The 16112-nt window shown below is 66.4% G+C and carries 16 protein-coding genes; 4 read left to right on the forward strand and 12 right to left on the reverse strand.

Features of this window, described 5'->3' with window-relative positions; all coding sequences use genetic code 11:
* Nucleotides 1-9: 9 nt before the first annotated feature.
* From IB274_RS21235 to IB274_RS21275, 9 genes are all read right to left on the reverse strand, one after another.
* Nucleotides 10-1407 carry an LLM class flavin-dependent oxidoreductase gene (locus IB274_RS21235; RefSeq protein WP_192434510.1) on the reverse strand — a complete coding sequence of 466 codons (1398 nt, stop codon included), beginning with the start codon at nucleotides 1405-1407 and terminating at the stop codon, nucleotides 10-12.
* The gene (locus IB274_RS21240; RefSeq protein ID WP_192434512.1) at nucleotides 1404-2603 is read right to left on the reverse strand and encodes an SfnB family sulfur acquisition oxidoreductase; all 1200 of its coding nucleotides are present in this window, start codon (nucleotides 2601-2603) and stop codon (nucleotides 1404-1406) included. The genes IB274_RS21235 and IB274_RS21240 overlap by 4 nt, the downstream gene beginning before the upstream one ends.
* A gap of 9 nt (nucleotides 2604-2612) precedes the next feature.
* Nucleotides 2613-3848: an SfnB family sulfur acquisition oxidoreductase gene (locus IB274_RS21245; RefSeq protein ID WP_192434514.1), complete on the reverse strand. Its 1236-nt coding sequence runs from the start codon at nucleotides 3846-3848 to the stop codon at nucleotides 2613-2615.
* 174 nt (nucleotides 3849-4022) lie between these two features.
* Nucleotides 4023-4793: a MetQ/NlpA family ABC transporter substrate-binding protein gene (locus tag IB274_RS21250; RefSeq protein WP_192434516.1), complete on the reverse strand. Its 771-nt coding sequence runs from the start codon at nucleotides 4791-4793 to the stop codon at nucleotides 4023-4025.
* Nucleotides 4794-4921: 128 nt separating this feature from the next.
* Nucleotides 4922-5587 carry a methionine ABC transporter permease gene (locus IB274_RS21255; RefSeq protein ID WP_192434518.1) on the reverse strand — a complete coding sequence of 222 codons (666 nt, stop codon included), beginning with the start codon at nucleotides 5585-5587 and terminating at the stop codon, nucleotides 4922-4924.
* Nucleotides 5587-6957: an LLM class flavin-dependent oxidoreductase gene (locus tag IB274_RS21260; RefSeq protein ID WP_192434520.1), complete on the reverse strand. Its 1371-nt coding sequence runs from the start codon at nucleotides 6955-6957 to the stop codon at nucleotides 5587-5589. The genes IB274_RS21255 and IB274_RS21260 overlap by 1 nt, the downstream gene beginning before the upstream one ends.
* 151 nt (nucleotides 6958-7108) lie before the next feature.
* Nucleotides 7109-8332, reverse strand: coding sequence for an SfnB family sulfur acquisition oxidoreductase (locus IB274_RS21265; protein ID WP_192434522.1), 1224 nt, complete (start codon nucleotides 8330-8332; stop codon nucleotides 7109-7111).
* 275 nt (nucleotides 8333-8607) lie between these two features.
* Complete coding sequence (locus IB274_RS21270; RefSeq protein WP_192434524.1) at nucleotides 8608-9075, reverse strand: YbaK/EbsC family protein; 468 nt, start codon at nucleotides 9073-9075, stop codon at nucleotides 8608-8610.
* A 35-nt stretch (nucleotides 9076-9110) separates the two neighbouring features.
* A complete protein-coding gene (locus IB274_RS21275; protein WP_192434526.1) occupies nucleotides 9111-9797 on the reverse strand; it encodes a hypothetical protein in 687 nt (228 codons plus the stop codon).
* A gap of 242 nt (nucleotides 9798-10039) precedes the next feature.
* On the opposite strand from IB274_RS21275, the gene IB274_RS21280 reads away from it, so the two are divergent.
* Both IB274_RS21280 and IB274_RS21285 read left to right on the forward strand, forming a co-directional pair.
* A complete protein-coding gene (locus tag IB274_RS21280) occupies nucleotides 10040-10465 on the forward strand; it encodes a YciI family protein (protein WP_192434528.1) in 426 nt (141 codons plus the stop codon).
* Nucleotides 10466-10482: 17 nt separating this feature from the next.
* On the forward strand, nucleotides 10483-10899 hold the full coding sequence (locus IB274_RS21285) for a VOC family protein (protein WP_024765484.1): 417 nt from the start codon (nucleotides 10483-10485) through the stop codon (nucleotides 10897-10899).
* 189 nt (nucleotides 10900-11088) lie between these two features.
* On the opposite strand, the gene IB274_RS21290 is transcribed toward IB274_RS21285, so the two are convergent.
* Nucleotides 11089-12135: a helix-turn-helix transcriptional regulator gene (locus tag IB274_RS21290; protein ID WP_192434530.1), complete on the reverse strand. Its 1047-nt coding sequence runs from the start codon at nucleotides 12133-12135 to the stop codon at nucleotides 11089-11091.
* Between the two features lie 111 nt (nucleotides 12136-12246).
* Between IB274_RS21290 and IB274_RS21295 the strand changes: the two genes are divergently transcribed.
* Entirely contained in the window at nucleotides 12247-13995 is a 1749-nt protein-coding gene (locus IB274_RS21295) for an amidohydrolase (RefSeq protein WP_192434532.1), read from the forward strand.
* Complete coding sequence (locus tag IB274_RS21300) at nucleotides 13992-14909, forward strand: CobW family GTP-binding protein (protein ID WP_192434534.1); 918 nt, start codon at nucleotides 13992-13994, stop codon at nucleotides 14907-14909. The genes IB274_RS21295 and IB274_RS21300 overlap by 4 nt, the downstream gene beginning before the upstream one ends.
* A 156-nt stretch (nucleotides 14910-15065) precedes the next feature.
* On the opposite strand, the gene IB274_RS21305 is transcribed toward IB274_RS21300, so the two are convergent.
* Nucleotides 15066-15347: a pyrimidine/purine nucleoside phosphorylase gene (locus IB274_RS21305; protein ID WP_192434536.1), complete on the reverse strand. Its 282-nt coding sequence runs from the start codon at nucleotides 15345-15347 to the stop codon at nucleotides 15066-15068.
* Between the two features lie 130 nt (nucleotides 15348-15477).
* The gene (locus tag IB274_RS21310; RefSeq protein WP_192434538.1) at nucleotides 15478-16029 is read right to left on the reverse strand and encodes an exonuclease domain-containing protein; all 552 of its coding nucleotides are present in this window, start codon (nucleotides 16027-16029) and stop codon (nucleotides 15478-15480) included.
* Nucleotides 16030-16112: the final 83 nt, after the last annotated feature.

The raw sequence follows: 16112 nt of genomic DNA on the forward strand, positions 1-16112 counted from the left end.
CTTATGGGTTTAAACGGAGAAGGCTGGAGTCGCTCCAGTGGCGGTTGCCTGGCGGAAGCTCGCGCCGACGTGCCGCGCGGGCAGTCGGGCGCGGTCGGCGCCGAAGAGTTTTTCCCGCAGGGTGCCGTGGGCGTAGGCGGTCTTGTAGGCGCCGCGGTTCTGCAGTTCGGGCACTACGAGGTCGATGAAGTCGGCGTAGCTTTCCGGCTCCACGGTGCGGGTCAGGTTGAAGCCGTCGAGGCCGGCCTCGTTGATCCAGCCCAGCAGCTCGTCGGCCACCTGCACGGAGTCGCCCACCAACGTGGTGTAGCGGCCGCCGAGGGTGAACTGCTCCAGCAGCTGGCGCACGGTGGCGTCGGTGCGGGCGACGGTCAGGGCCTTGGTAGCGGACTCGATGGCGTTGGTCTTCTCGTAGCGGATCGGCTCGTCCAGCGCGTAGCGCGAGAAGTCGATGCCGGTGGTGCTGGCGAAGTGCGCCAGACCCGCCTCGGCACTGGCGAAGCGGCGGTACTCGGCGAGCTTCTCGCGAGCCTCGGCCTCGGTCGGCGCGACGATGACGTTGATGCCCATGAACACCTTGATATCGTCCGCGCGGCGACCGGCATCCACGGCTGCCTGGCGGATGCGGTCCACCAGCACGCGGGTGGCTTCGCGGGTCTGTGCCGAGACGAACACGCACTCGGCGTGCCGCGCAGCGAAGGCCAGCCCGCGATTGGACGCGCCGGCCTGGAACAGCAACGGCGTGCGTTGCGGCGACGGCTGGCTGAGGTGGTAACCCTCGACATCGAAGAACTCGCCGTGGTGGCGGACCTTGTGCACCTTGCCTGGCTGCGCGTAGACGCGGCGCTGGCGGTCGGCGAGCACCGCATCGTCTTCCCAGCTGCCTTCCCAGAGCTTGTAGAGCACCTCCAGGTATTCGTCGGCGCGGTCGTAGCGGCGGTCGTGGTCGATCTGCCGCTCCTGGCCCATGGCGCGTGCGGTGCTCTCCAGGTAGCCGGTGACGATGTTCCAGCCGATGCGGCCATCGCTCAGGTGATCCAGCGTCGAGAGCCGCCGGGCGAACGGGTAGGGCGCCTCGTAGGTGAGGTTGGCGGTGACGCCGAAGCCCAGGTGCTCGGTTGCGCCAGCCATGGCCGAGACCAGCATCAGCGGGTCGTTCACCGGCAGCTGGATGGCCTCCTTGGCGGTGAGCTCGATGCCGTTCTGGTACACGTCGTAGACGCCGAGGATATCGGCCAGGAACAGGCCATCGAACAGGCCCTTTTCCAGCAGGCGGGCGAGGTCGGTCCAATGGCTGAGCTTGTTGAAGTCGCTGGAACGGTCGCGGGGGTGGGTCCACAGGCCGTGGTTGATGTGGCCGACGCAATTCATGCTGAAGGCGTTGAGGAGGATCTGCTTCTGGGTCATAGCGTCCCCCGACGAGGCGGCAACTGGTCGTTGAGGTAGTAGTTGCCCACCGCGAAGTACTTCCAGCGCGCGGGGTCGTGCAGGGTGTGCACGCGGGCGTTGCGCCAGTGGCGGTCCAGGCCCAGTTCGGCGAGGCTGGCGCGGCTGCCGCCCAGTTCGATCAGTTTGGAGCCGGCCAGCAGCGAGACCTCGGTGGTGATCGCCCGTGCCTCGGCCACCGCGATGGACGCGGCGGCGACGCGCTCGGCGCTGGGCTCGACGGTGGCGGCATCGAGCACGCGGCCCGCGCGGTCCAGCAGCGCCTCGGCGGCGTGCAGGCGGATCGCCAGACGGCCGACTTCGTTGATCGCCAGCGGGTCGTCGCTGGCCCTGTCCACGCCCGCGTCGATCCATGGCCGGGCCTTCTCGCGCAGGAATACCCGCGCGTCTTCATAGGCGCCACGGGCGATGCCGACATCGATGGCGGCGTGCAGGATCTGCGCGAAGGGGCCGACCGTGGTCGGGCGTTCGAAGGCGCTCTGGAACGGCACGATGTCGTCCTCGCTGACCGGCGCGCCATCGAACACCACGCTGCCGCTGCCGGTAGTGCGCTGGCCGAAACCGGACCAGTCGTCGATCACTTCCACGCCCTGGCTGTCGCTGGCGATGAAGGCGAACTGCTGGACTCCGTCATCATCGATTACCAGGGTCGGAATGCGTTGCGCGTAGAGCGCGCCGGTGCAGTAGAACTTGCGCCCGTGAATGCGCAGTTGGCCGCCTTCGCGCTTGAGGCGGGTGGTGCGGTCGTGGGCGGTGCGCGTGCCGATTTCCGCCAGTGCGTTGCCGAAGCGCACGCCGGCCAGCACCTCGGCGAACAGGCGGGCTTTCTGCTCTTCGCTGCCGTTCACCCGCAGCAGTTCGACGGCATAGAAGTGGTTCTGCGGAATCTGCCCCAGCGAACCGTCGGCGGCAGAGATGATGGCGATCACGCGGGCCACCGTGACGCGGGAAACTCCCGCGCCGCCATGCTCGCGCGGCACGGTGATGCCCCACAGGCCGGAGCGGCTGAAACGCTCCAGTTCGTCCCACGGCAGGCGCCGCTCGCGGTCACGGAGGATGGCGCCTTCGCGGAAATCGGCGGCGATAGCGCGGGCGACATCGAGGGCTTCGTCGTCGCTGCGGATGATGTGGACTGGTGGTTGTACGAGACTGTTCATTGGCGCTCCTCAGATCCAGGAATGACGCGCGGGGCGTGCGCCGTTGAGGTGGTAGGCGCCAACCGCCTGGACCTTCCAGCGGACCGGGTCGTGCAGGGTGTGCACGCGGGCGTTGCGCCAATGGCGGTCGAGGTTGAATTCGGCGAGGGTGGCGCGGCTGCCGGCCAGCTCGAAGAGCTTCTCGCTGGCGGCCAGGCTGATCTCGGTGGTCAGCACCTTGGCCTCGGCCACGGCGATGGACGCGCGGGCGGCGGACTCGTCGTCGATGGGCCGTGCGCTGACCTCGTCGAGCACATGGCCAGCGCGCTCCAGCAGCGCCTCGGCGGCGTGGAGTTCGACCTGCAGGCGGCCGATCTCGGCGATGGTGAAGGGCTCTTCGCTGGCCTGCTCGACGTTGGCGTCGATGAAGGGGCGCGTCCGTGTGCGGATGAAATCGATGGCATCTTCCAGGGCGTTCGCCGCGATGCCGGCATCGATGGCGGCCTGGATCAGTTGCGACACGGCGCCCTGGATGTTCGGCACATCGGCGAGGCGGCCATTGTGGATCACCAGCGAAGCCGCGACGGGGGCGTTGTCCAGCAGCACGGTGCCGCTGGCGGTGGTGCGCTGGCCAAAGCCGGACCAGTCGTCGACGATGCGCAGGCCTTCCACGCCGCGCTCGACGAAGCCCATCACCGCGCGGCCGTCCTCGTCGATAGCCTTCACCGCGACCCAGTGGGCGAACAGCGCGCCGGTGGAGTAGAACTTCTCGCCGCTGATGCGGAACTGCTCGCCATCGCGAACCAGCCGCGCCTTGAGTTCGAGGGTGTTGCGGGTGTTGCGTTCGGGGCCGGCATTGCCGATACGCCGGCCATTGAGCACGCCGCCGAACAGCACGCGTTTCTGCGCGTCGCAGGCGACGTTGTCGATCACGTTGAGCAGGCCGAACTGGTTCTGCGGAATCTGACCCAATGCCGGGTCGGCGGCGCAGATCACGCGGAAGACTTCCGCCACAGTGGCGTAGGAGACCTGCGCGCCGCCGTACTCGCGGGGAATGCTGATACCGCCCAGGCCGAGGGCGGTGAAATGCTCCAGCTCGCGCCAGGGCAGGGCGCGCTCGCGGTCGCGGGCGGCGGCTCCGGGTTTCGCCAGGCGGGCCACTTCGTGGGCGGCGTCGATGGCCTGGGCGTCATTGTCGATGCGGCGCGCCGGGAGTTGCCGGGGCGCCTGGTCACGAAGGTCCTTGGGTGCGGATTCGTAGGTCATGCGTTGCCTTCTGTTTTTGCTTTTGTTGCCACCTGTGAGACCAAGGTCTTGCGAGCTAGAGCCAGGCAAGGCGGGCAGGGACTCGGAAGCGCAGTTCACTCCAGTGAATGAGCATTACGAGTCCCTGCCCAACGCGGCATGGCCGACGCGCAGCAGACCGATTCCGGAACTCGATCAGAACGCCGGAGCAATCTCGCCCTTGTAACGGGTCAGGATGAACTGGCGAACTTCCGGCGAATTCAGCGCTTTGGCCAGCTTCTGGATGCCTGGGTCCTGGATGTTGTCCGGACGGGCGACGAGGAACTCGGCGTAGAGGTCCTTGCCTTTCTCCACGATCAGCGCGCTCTTGGTGTCGATGCCGGCCTCCAGCGCGTAGTTGGCGAAGATGAACGCCAGGTCTACCTGCTTCACCGCGCGGGCCAGCAGGGCGCCCTCCAGCTCGCGGATCTTCAGGTGCTTGGGGTTTTCGGTGATGTCGCGCTCGGTGGACTGCGGGTTGGTCGGGTCCTTGAGCTTGATCAGGCCGCTTTCGGCGAGCAGCACCAGGGCGCGGCCGGTGTTCACCGGGTCGTTGGGGATGGCCACGCTGGCGCCGTCGGGCAGGTCGGCGAGGGATGTGTACTTGGTGGAGTAGGCGCCGAACGGCTCGATGTGGATGCCCACGACCGGCACCAGGTCGGTGTGGCGGGTCTTGTTGAAGTCATCGAGGAAGGGGCGGTACTGGTAGTAGTTGGCGTCGAGGTTCTTCTGCGCGAGCTGCAGGTTGGGCTGGATGAAGTCGGTGAAGACCTTGATGTCTAGGTCGACGCCTTCCTTGGCCAGTTCCGGTTTGACGAATTCGAGGATCTCGGCGTGGGGCACCGGGGTGGCGCCGACCACGAGTTTCTCCCCAGCGTGGGCGGAGAAGGCGACGACGGCTGCCAGGATGGCGATGGCCTTTTTCATGGGTGTTGCTCCTTGAACAGTAGTGGGTGGGCCGTCGTGGGGTGGACGTGGGGCCTTGATGGCAGCGGGGCCGGCTGCCGGCGGCTGGATCGTAAGTGCCGCTCCCGGGCGGGGAGTGGGCGGGGAATTCAGCGCCTCGTGTAGCGCGCGACGAGGCGGTCGCCGCTCATCTGCAGGGCCTGCACCAGCAGAATCAGCAGAGCGACGGTGATGATCATCACGTCGGTCTGGAAGCGCTGGTAACCGAAGCGGATGGCCAGGTCGCCCAAGCCGCCGCCGCCGATCACGCCGGACATCGCGGTGTAGTCCACCAGCACGATGGCGGTGACGGTCACGGCGGCGATCAGCCCGGTGCGCGCTTCCGGCAGCAGGGTGTGCCAGATGATCTGCCAGGTGCTGGCGCCCATCGCCTGGGTAGCTTCCACCAGGCCGCGGTCGACTTCGCGCAGGGCGGTTTCCACCAGCCGCGCGAAGAACGGCGTGCAGCCCACCACCAGCGGCGGGATGGCCCCGGCGACGCCCAGCGACGTGCCAGTGATCAGCGTGGTGACCGGGATCAGCACGATCAGCAGGATGATGAACGGCAGCGAGCGCAGCATGTTTACCACCACAGACAATGCGCGGTACAGGCCGGGTTTCGCGTGCAGCTGGCGCTTGCCGGTGAGGTACAGCAGCACGCCCAGCGGCAGACCCAGCAGCACGGTGAAGGCCAGCGCGCCGCCGAGCATGGCGAGGGTGTCCAGGCAAGCCTGGGCGAGGTCGTGCCAGTCGAGGTTGCGGAACCAACCGTCCATTACTGTTCACCTCGTCGCAGCTTCGCGGCGCGGTGCGGAGAGCGCAGGCGGTCGCCTTGGCCGAACAGCTTGTGGCGCAGGGTGCCTTGCTCGTACTCGCGCTTGAACAGCCCGCGCGCCTGCAGTTCGGGCACCAGCAGGTCGACGATGTCGACGAAGGTCTCCGGCGCCACCAGGCTGGAGAGGTTGAAGCCGTCGACGTCGGTCTCCTCGACCCAGGCCTGCAGTTGGTCCGCCACGGTCTGAGGCGAACCCACCAGCAGCGGGCCGTCGCCACCCAGGGCGCAGTAGTCGGCGATCTCAGCGGCGGTCCACTGGCGCTCCGGGTCGGCGGCGCTGAAGGCGTCCACCGCGGACTGGATGGCGTTGCTCTGTACGTGGCGCAGCACCTGGTCCGGCGCGTACTGGCCGAAGTCGATGCCGGTCCAGCCGGAGACCAGTGCCAGGGCGCCTTCGCGGTCGCTGTAGCGGCGGTAGTCGTCCAGTTTGGCCAGGGCCTCTGCGTCGGTCGGCGCGACGATCACAGTGAGCTGGTTCAGCACCAGTACGTCGCTGGCCTGGCGCCCGGATTCCACGGCGAGGCGGCGCAGATCGGCGACCTGGTCGCGGAGGATGCGCTTGGTCGGCGCGGCGACGAACACACACTCAGCGTTACCGGCGGCGAACGCCTTGCCGCGACTCGATGCACCGGCCTGGTAGAGCACCGGGGTGCGCTGCGGCGACGGCTGGCTGAGGTGGAAGCCGGGCACCTCGAAGTGTTCGCCCTTGTGCTCGATGGGGTGCACCTTGCGCGGGTCGGCGTAGACCCCGGTATTGCGATCAGCGACCACCGCGTCATCGTCCCAGCTGGCTTCCCAGAGCTTGTAGCAGACCTCCAGGTATTCCTCGGCCAACGCATAGCGCTGCTGGTGGTTGAGCTGCTGCTTCAACCCCAGGTTGCGCGCGCCGCTGTTCAGGTAGGAGGTGACGATGTTCCAGCCGGCGCGGCCGCCGGTCAGGTGGTCAAGTGTGGAGATGCGCCGGGCGAAGGGGAACGGGTGCTCGAAAGACACCGAGGCGGTGATGCCGAAACCCAGGTGCTCGGTGGCCGCGGCCATGGCCGGGACCAGTTGCAGCGGATCGTTGGCCGGCACCTGCGCGCCGGCGCTCAGGGCTGCGTCGGCGTTGCCGTGATAGACGTCATAGACGCCCAGCACGTCGGCGAGGAACAGCCCGTCGATCTTGCCCCGTTCGAGGGTTTTCGCCAGCTCGATCCAGTAGTGGATGTCGGTGTAGCGCGCGGCCTGCTGGTCGCGCGGGTGGCGCCAGAGGCCGGGCGACAGGTGGCCGACGCAGTTCATGGCGAAGGCGTTGAGGCGGATCTCTTTCATAGCGGGTACCAAAACGGTGAATAGGCCGTCGCGAGCGATCCGAGAGCAAGGCAGACGGAGCGCAGCGACGAGACATATCGAGTTTGATAGGCGAGGAGCGAGCACCGCCCAACGCAGCTATCGGTTCGCGCAGCAGGCGTATTCACCGTTTTCAGTTCCAGTCGTGGCGCGGCGGACGCTTTTCGTTCAACAGCCAGTTGCCGACCAGGTGGTACTTCCAGCGCACCGGGTCGTGCAGGGTGTGCACGCGGGCGTTGCGCCAGTGACGGTCGAAGCCATGGCGGGCAAGGGTGGAGCGGGTGCCGCCGAGTTCGAACAGCTTGTTCGTGGCGTCGATGGCGACTTCGGTGGTCAGCACCTTGGCCTTGGCCACGGCGACCGAGGCGCGGGCGACGCTGTCTTCGTCCGGCGCCGGGCGGGCCGCGTCCATTACCTTGCCGGCGCGTTCCAGCAGGGCATCGGCTGCTTCGATGCGGATGCCCAGCTCACCGACCTGGATGATGGTCAGCGGGTCTTCGCTGGCCTTCTCCACGCCGGCGTCGATCCAGGGGCGCGCCTGCTCGCGGACGAAGGCGATGGTGTCGCGCAGCGCCGCGCGGGCGATGCCGGCATCGATGGCAGCGGTGGTGATCTGCGCGAACGGGCCGGCCAGGGTCGGCACGTCGTAGGAGCGGTGCGTGGGGAATACGTTGAACGCCGGCACGCGCAGGCCTTCCACCAGCACAGTGCCGCTGGAGGTGGTGCGCTGGCCGATGCTGGCCCAGTCGTCGACGATCACCAGCCCCGGCGTACCGCGCGGGACGAAGGCGAGCTGGGCGTTGTTCTGCTCGTCCAGGCCGAGCACGCCGATCCAGTGGGCGTAGAGCGAGCCGGTGCAGTAGCCCTTGCGGCCGTCGATGACAACGCTGTCGCCGTCCTGGCGCAGGCGGGTCTGGATGTCCTGGACGTTCTTGCCGCCAGTTTCCGAAAGCGCGTTGGCGAAGCGGTTGCCCTTGAGCGCGAGGTCGAAGAAGAAGCGCTTCTGCTCGTCGCTGCCCTGCAGGCGGATGTCTTCCAGCAGGCAGTAGTGGTTCTGCGGAATCTGCCCCAGCGACGGGTCGGCGGCGGAGATGATGGCGATGACTTCGGCGAGGGTGGCGTAGGACACCTCGGCGCCGCCGAATTCGCGGGGCACGGTGATGCCCCACAGGCCGCTGTTGGAGTAGACCTCGACAACCTCCGGGGGGACTTCGCGGTTGCGGTCGCGCTCGGCGGCGCCCTCGAGCAGGAAGGCGGCGACCTTGTGGGCGACGTCGATGGCCTCGGCGTCGGAGCCGATCCGGTGCGCGTTGGGTTCGCGGATGTCGTAATGGGCGGATTCGGGGAGTTGGGGCATGGCAGTACAGCGACCTCGGCAGATGAATCGACCCGGCGTTCGGGTCTGTCTGTTCAGGTCATTGCACAAGCTGTGCCGAAAATATAAATCCTTTTAAATCAGTTGTTTGAGAGTTTTGTCCAACAGTTGCGGCGCTGGGCAGACAGCAAAGTGTTGGGCGGGTGTTGCTGTAGCAACAGTGTTGGAGCAGGGGCGTAATCGACAGGTCATGGATGGTCCGGCGGGTTCGGCGGTTTTTGCAGACAGACTTTGTTCCCGCAGGTGGACCGGCGATCTCAGGCCAATTCCTGACAAACATCGATCCAATCGGCCGCCACCAGCTGCGCCATGCGCTTTGGCTCGATCCTTACCGCGCTGTGCACCGCGCCGGCCGCCGGCAGCACCTCGTCGAATGCCTGCAGCGAGACATCGCAATACACCGGCAACGGCGTCGCCAGGCCGAACGGGCAGACGCCCCCTACCGGGTGGCCGGTCAGGGCTACCACGTCCTCGGCGCCGAGCATCTTGGCCTTGCCGCCGAACGCTTCCTTGAGCTTGCGGTTGTCCAGCCGCGCATCGCCGCGCGCGACCACCAGCACAGTGCGTTCGCCGACGCGCAGGGACAGGGTCTTGGCGATGCGGCCCGGCTCAACGCCATGGGCCTCGGCGGCCAGGGCGACGGTGGCGGTGCTGGTTTCCAGCTCAATGATGGCGATGTCGGGGGCCTTTTCGGCGAAGAAGGCGCGAACCGATTCCAGGCTCATGGGCGATGCTCCGTGTCGTGCGAAAAGGATTGAATCTAGGGAGCGTGGGCGGAGCTGTCCAGAGCGGGCTTTCGGTGTCCGTGGATGAGCAGGGTCTCGATGTCAGGTATGCCCATAGCCTGGTTGGCGTTCAGCAGTTCCAGGCGGGCGGCGAAAATTCTCAGCTCGCGGTCGGCCGCCTGCACCGCGCGGGTCAGCGTGGACAGCGGCACCGTGACCGAGTGCAGGGGCGGCGGCGGTGTGAAGGCCTCGCCCGGTCCGTTGAAATCGAAGCTGGCAGATTGGTTGTGGTGGTTGATATCGGGCGAGGGATGGCCGCTGTACAGGTATGCCCCTTTGCCGGCGGCGATGCGCTTCCAGCTGTGCAGGTCGCCCAGGTCGCTGCAGCATTGCGGGAACAGGACGTCGAGATCGCCGACCCTTAACACATAGCCGCCCGATAGCGGAGGAACCTGACGCCAGTCCCCGGAACCGTCCATGCCCTCGGCGCAATGCAACTGGATCAACCGCGAAATATCCATGTCGCTCAGCTCGGCAATACGATGGAACGCACTGCCCGGTAGATACGGCCGAAGTCGTGTGCTGAAGCCGTTGGCCCGCAGATTGCGCTCATGGTAATCACGCCAGCCTGCCACGTGCTCCCAGTACGGCCCGTGGGACGGCAGGGGAACGGAGTCGACCAGGTAGAACATTTCGATGACGGGGATGAGCTGGACGTGCATGGGAATGCCGAGAATTTTCCGAGTGGCACGTTCTAAATGCGTGGGTTCTTGGCGTCCATTGCGAAATTTCCCATATCGCCGCCGATTAACCCCGACCCGACCTATGCTCAAAGCCCCCGTAAGTCCGCTCGAAAATTTTTTTCGCGAGGTCTGTCGATCTACCGTCACGCCTTTCGACTACTAGTCAGGAACCGGAAGTAACCGGCCGCCACGCTGAAAATGACAACAAGAGGAGAAAGACCATGCGTTTCATGGTGATCGTCAAAGCCACCGCCGACTCCGAAGCCGGTGTGATGCCCAAGGAAGAGCTGCTCGCTGCCATGGGAGCCTACAACGAGGAGTTGGTGAAAGCGGGTGTGATGCTGGCCGGCGAAGGCCTGCATCCCAGCGCGAAAGGCGCGCGCGTGCACTTCGATGGCGCGTCGCGGCAGGTGCTCGACGGCCCATTCGCCGAGACCAAGGAGCTGATCGCCGGCTTCTGGATCATGCAGACCGCGTCGCTGCAGGAGTGCGTCGACTGGGTCAAGCGCTGTCCCAACCCCTTCGACGGCGAGTCCGAGATCGAGATCCGGCAGATTTTCGAGGCCGAGGACTTCGGCGCCGAATTCACCCCTGAGCTGCGCGAGCAGGAAGAGCGCCTGCGCGCCGAAATCGCCAGCAAATCCTGAGCCTGGAGGGTACCGCCATGTTGATGAATGCTTATCTGGTCTTCGACGGCAACTGTGAAGAAGCCTTCCGTTACTACGCCGAAGTGTTGCGCGCCGAGTTGCCGGCACTGATGCGTTTCTCCGATGCGCCGGGCTGCGAGGACATGCCCGAAGCGCTGAAGAACCGTGTGATCCACGTGCGCTTGGAGGTGGACGGCCACGTGCTGATGGGCTCGGACGCCTCCCCGCAATGCGGTCAGTACGAAGGCGTGAAGGGCGTTTCGATCACCCTCAACGTTGACTCCAAGGCTGAGGCCCGGCGCCTCTTCGAGGCACTCGGCAAGGGCGGCAAAGTCACCATGCCGCTGGAGCAGACCTTCTGGGCCGAGCTGTTCGGTGCCGTAGAAGACCGCTTCGGGGTGCCGTGGATGATCAACTGCGAGAAAGAGGCCTGAGCGCGCTCCGGAGCTGATCGCGGACGTACTTCGATCCTGCGGAAGCCCATCCTGGCGTCGGAGCAGCTGTCTTTTTATGGATAGGTCTGTGTTTGTGCTTCCCCTCACCCCAACCCTCTCCCTAGGGAAAGGGTGAGGGGCGATCCGAGCGCAGAGCTATCCAATAAGCGGACTCTGTCCGTGATCGCTTCACTCAGACGAGATCCCACCCGCTACGCGAAACCGCTCCGGCGTCGTCCCGGTGAACCGCTGGAAAGCCCGGTGGAAACTGGTGACGTGTTCATAGCCAAGCAGGAAAGCGATCTCCTGCAGCGCCATCCGGCTGGCCAGCAGGTAACGCTGGGCCAGCGCCATCCGCACTTCCAGCACGATTCCCTTGAAGGTCAGCCCGTGCTCGCGCAGTCGGCGCTGCAGCGTATGCGGCGGCAGGCGCAACCAGGCGGCTGTCTGCTCCAGGTCCGGCAGTGGGATGCGCGCATTCTGCAGCAGGTAGTAGCGCACATCGTCCGGCAACGCCGGGCCACGCTCGAAGCTGGCCAGCGTGGCCGCCCCCTGGGCCTGGCACAGCCGGCTCACTGACGGGTTGGCCGTGGAGAAGGGCTGGTCATGGAAGGACTTCGGCATCCACAGCTCGGCCTGCCCGGCATTGAAGTGGCAGGGGCCGGGGAAGAGCTCGCCATACAAGGCCGCGTGGACCGGCGGCGGGTAGGGCAGGTGCAGTTGCATGCCGGCGCAGTTCTCCAGGTCCGGCAGGCGTTGGCACAACCAGCGCCAGGTGCTGCTCAGCCATTCCTCGCAGAGGGCGATGCGCTCCACCTCGCCGAAGGGCGGCAGCTGCAGCGTCAGACGGATGTGCTCGCCGACTTCCTCGCGGTGGGTGTGGATTGGGTGTGGCATCAGGCTCGACGGCTGGCCGAGGGAGATGTCCCAGGAGCGCCGCAGGTTGGCCGCGCTGATCAGCGCGTAGCCGATCACCCCCAGGTCGTAGAGGTTGTAGCGCTGGCCCAGGCGCAGGAAGAAGTCGCTCGGGCCGAGCAGCCCGGCGGCCTGCTGCAGCAGCCGGTAATAGCGGGCGAAGTTCATCTCGGCGGCTGCCGCTTCGCTGCCAGTGGGCAAGCCGAGGCCGCCTAGCAGCGGCGCCAGGGCCGGCAGGGCGGGGCGGGCGCGCCATTCGTCGAGGAAGTGGCGAAACAGCTGGCGGGCGGCGTAATCGATGTCGAAGGACGCTGTGGGCATGGGCGGACTCAAGCTGTCGTCTAGTGCTAGCTAGTTGTCATCTTATGCTAGTCAGTGGTTGAAAGCCGAGCCCTATACTGCCTTCACGGACAAGAACAACAAGGGCTTCCCATGACCGCTCCGGACCGCTTCCGCTCCACCCATTCCCCTGCCGATCGCTTCGCCGAACTGCTGCTGCACAACGGCCGTTTCTACACCCTTGACCCAGCCCAGTCCTGGGCCGAGGCCGTGGCCATCCGTGATGGCCGGCTGCTGGCGGTGGGCCGCCGGGAGGACATGGAGCAGCTGATCGGCCCGGATACCCTGGTGCGCGACCTCGAAGGCGCGTTCTGCATGCCCGGCCTGCACGATATGCACACCCACCCGGACCTGGCGCTGAACCCGCGCTACGCCGACGACCTCGATGTCGGCATCGAGGACCCGACCCCGGAGCAGCTTGCCAAAGCCATCCGCGACTACGCTGACAGCCACCCCGGCGATGGCTGGGTCTACGGCCAGTACTGGGTGCGCTACACCTTCCGCGAAGCTGGGCTGAAGCCGGGCCGCGAGTGGCTCGACAGCATCCTGCCGGACCGCCCGGTGGCGCTGCTCGACCGCATGTGGGGCACCATGATGGTCAACTCCCGCGCGCTGGAGCTGGCCGGCATCGACGCCAGTACCCCTGACCCGCGCAACGGCTATCTGGAGCGCGACGAGCTGACCGGCGAGCCCAACGGCCTGATGATCGACGGCGCCTACGCGCTGATCCACGCCGCCATGCCGCCCACCCCGGCGAAGGTGCTGCGCCAGTCTTATCGCGAGGGCGTGCACTTCCAGAGCTCGCGCGGCGTCACTGCGGCCAAGTACCTGCACGTCTGCGAGAATCGCCTGGACGCGCTCAAGTACCTCGACGATGCCGGGCAACTGACCCTGCGCGTGGAAGCGGCGATCAGCTGGCAGGACGACATCTTCCCGGTGCGTCGCCGCTGGGAGCTGCTAAGCGGCGAGCGTCACTACTATCGCAGCGCACGGTTGTCGGCGAACGCTGTGAAGTTCCACTTCGACGGTACCGTCGAGCCGCGCTCCTCCTTCCTTATTACACCCTGGCCGGGCGAAGACGCCTGGCGCGGCAAGCTCAATCTGACCCCCGAGCACATCACCGACATGGTGGTGGACATGGACAACCGTGGCATCCGCGTCATCGCCCACTGCACTGGCGATGCGGCGTCCGACGTGTTCCTCGATGCGGTGGCCGAGGCGCGCCGGCGCAACGGTTTCAGTGGTGTGCGTCACCAGTGCGCGCACAGCACTATCCTGCATCCGGGCAATCTCAAGCGCTTCCGCGAGCTGGAAGTGATCGCCGAGTTCTCCCCGGCAGCCTGGTATCCGACGCCGTTTGCCAGCGGAGCGCGTTCGGGCTATGGCACGGATCGGCTGAAGCGCATCTACGATTTCAAGGGCGTGCTGGCCGCCGGCGGTATCGCAGTGTTCGGCACCGACTGGCCGGTGGCGTCCATCGACCCCTGGCTGGCGCTGGAAACCCTGGTCACCCGGCAAAACCCGTGGAATGACGACCCGGCCTGCTTCGGCGAGCCGATCAGCCTGGAGCAGGCGATCCGCGTGGCGACCCTCAATGGCGCCTATGCCATGGGCCTGGAGAAGCTCACCGGCAGCCTGGAGGCTGGCAAGTCGGCGGACTTCATCGTGCTCGACCGCAACCTGTTCGAGCAGCCGGCGCGCAACTTTATCCACCGCACCCAGGTGCAACTGACCTTCGTCGAAGGCCGCCCGGTGTACGACCGCCTCGGCCAGTTCAGCGATACCGCCCTGGCGGCGGTGTGGCAGGGCGAGCCGCCGTGCATCGAAGGCGTCAACGCATGAACGCCGCGAGCATCCCGGTGACGGTGGTCGCCGGCTTCCTCGGCGCGGGCAAGACCACGCTGCTGCGCAACCTGCTGGAGCGCTGCGAAGGCCGGCGCCTGGCGGTGATCGTCAATGATTTCGGCGAGCTGAATATCGATGCCGGGATGATCGCCGAGCAGACCGAGGCGGTGTACAGCCTGGAGAACGGCTGCATCTGTTGCAGCGTGCAGGACGACCTGCTGGCGCAGCTGGAGCGATTGGCGACTATGCACCCGCCGCTGGAACAGGTGGTGATCGAGTGCAGCGGGGTGTCCGACCCGCAGCGCATCGTGCAGACGCTGGGTTATCCGAAGCTGCGCAAGCGCCTGCATCTGGATGCGGTGCTCACCGTGGTCGATGCTGCCCGCCGGGAACCGCTGGAGGGCGAGTACGCGCGACTGGAGCGCATGCAGGCGGCAGCCGCCGATCTGCTGCTGCTGAACAAGTGCGACCTGCTGGCCGCTGACGAACGCGCCCGCCAGCGAGAGCGCTTTGGCCGCGGCGCGCGGGTACTGGAGACCATCCAGGCGCAGGTTCCCGATGAGCTGCTGCTCGGTGAACCGTCACGCAAGCTGCGGCCCCGCGGACAGGACGGTATCGACCATGGCGACCTGTTCGACAGCTGGAGCTGGCAGGGCGACGCGACCTTCGATGGCACGCGGCTGAAGCACTGGCTGGAGACGCTGCCGCGAGGCCTGCTGCGCCTGAAGGGGCTGATTCGCCTGGCGGGGCAGGGCGAGGCGGTCTGGCTGCAATATGTGGGCGGGCGTTATCAGTTACGCACAGCGACGGCAGGCGAGGCTGAGCAGGGTTCGCGGCTGGTGTTCATTGCGGAGAAGGATGCTGGGTTGCGGGCGGATCTCGAGGTCGGCCTGCGTAGCTGCTCTTCGTAGGATCGAGGGGGACGCCTAGTTCTTGCTCGCGAACCGCCCAGCGCCGGAGTTGCCTGTGAGGAGTTCGCGAGCTAGCTCGCTCCTACAAGGTCAGCTCCCAAGCAGCAGACAATAAAAAACCGGCCACTAGGGCCGGTTTCTCATCACGCCCCGAACTCAGCGGTATTCGCAGAGGTAGGCGGTATCCTGGGCGACTTTCAGCTGGAACTTGCTATTGGCCGGCACGGTGAAGTTGCTGCCGCCTTCGAAGGTTTCCCAGCTGTCGCTGCCCGGCAGCTTGACGGTCAGCGCGCCGGCGACGACGTGCATCACCTCCAGCTGGCTGGTGCCGAATTCGTATTCGCCGGGAGCCATCACGCCAATGGTGGCGGGGCCTGCGGCCATGTCGAAGGCGATGGATTTGACAGTGCCGTCGAAGTACTCGTTGACCTTGAACATGGGCTTCTCCTGCTAGAGGGGTGAAAAATGGCCCGCCAGTATGCCCAAGGCCGCAGGCCCCGTCACTAGAGCGGCGCAGGCGACCGTGCAGTCAGTGCCAGGTTGGTGCTGAATCGATGGATCGGTGCTTTCAGCCGGCAACGGGCAGGGTCAGCGGCAGTAGGCGGGCGGTATTGCGGGCGTCTTCCAAGGCACGGTGCGGCTGCCCCTGGAAATGCAGGCCGGCCAGATGCAGCGCGGCGTTCAGGCCCACCGGGCGCTTGAGTTGGCGGGCCTGGGCGAAGCGCTGCTTGAGGTTGACGTGGGGGACGCGGGACAGGTGGCTGTCCAGGTGCTGGCGGCGCCACTCCAATTCCAGCTGGTGGCGGTCGTAGTCGCCCCAGCTGGTCCAGCCGGCCAGGCGCGGGCTGTGCTGGGCGAGCCAGCGCTCAAACTGCGGCCAGACCTCGTGCAGCGGCGCGGCGGCATCGACGTTGGCCTGGGTGATGTGGGTGAGTTCGCGACAGAAGGTCGTCAGTAGCGGGCGCCGCTGCGGGCGGACGAAACGCTGGAAATGGTCCAGCTCGCGGCCGTCGGCCTCGGCCACCAGGCTTGCGCCGATCTCGATGATCTCCATTTCCTCGACCGGCCAGCCGCCTTCCTCGGTGGTGGCTTCCAGGTCGATCACCAGCCAGTGGGGCATAGTCGGTGCTCTTGGTTGGGTTCGAATCGAGTATGGAAGGCGTTTGCGGGACCGGCAAACCGCTGTGCTAGGCTGAGCGACTC

This window comes from Pseudomonas sp. PDM18, from assembly GCF_014852585.1.
Lineage (GTDB): Bacteria > Pseudomonadota > Gammaproteobacteria > Pseudomonadales > Pseudomonadaceae > Pseudomonas.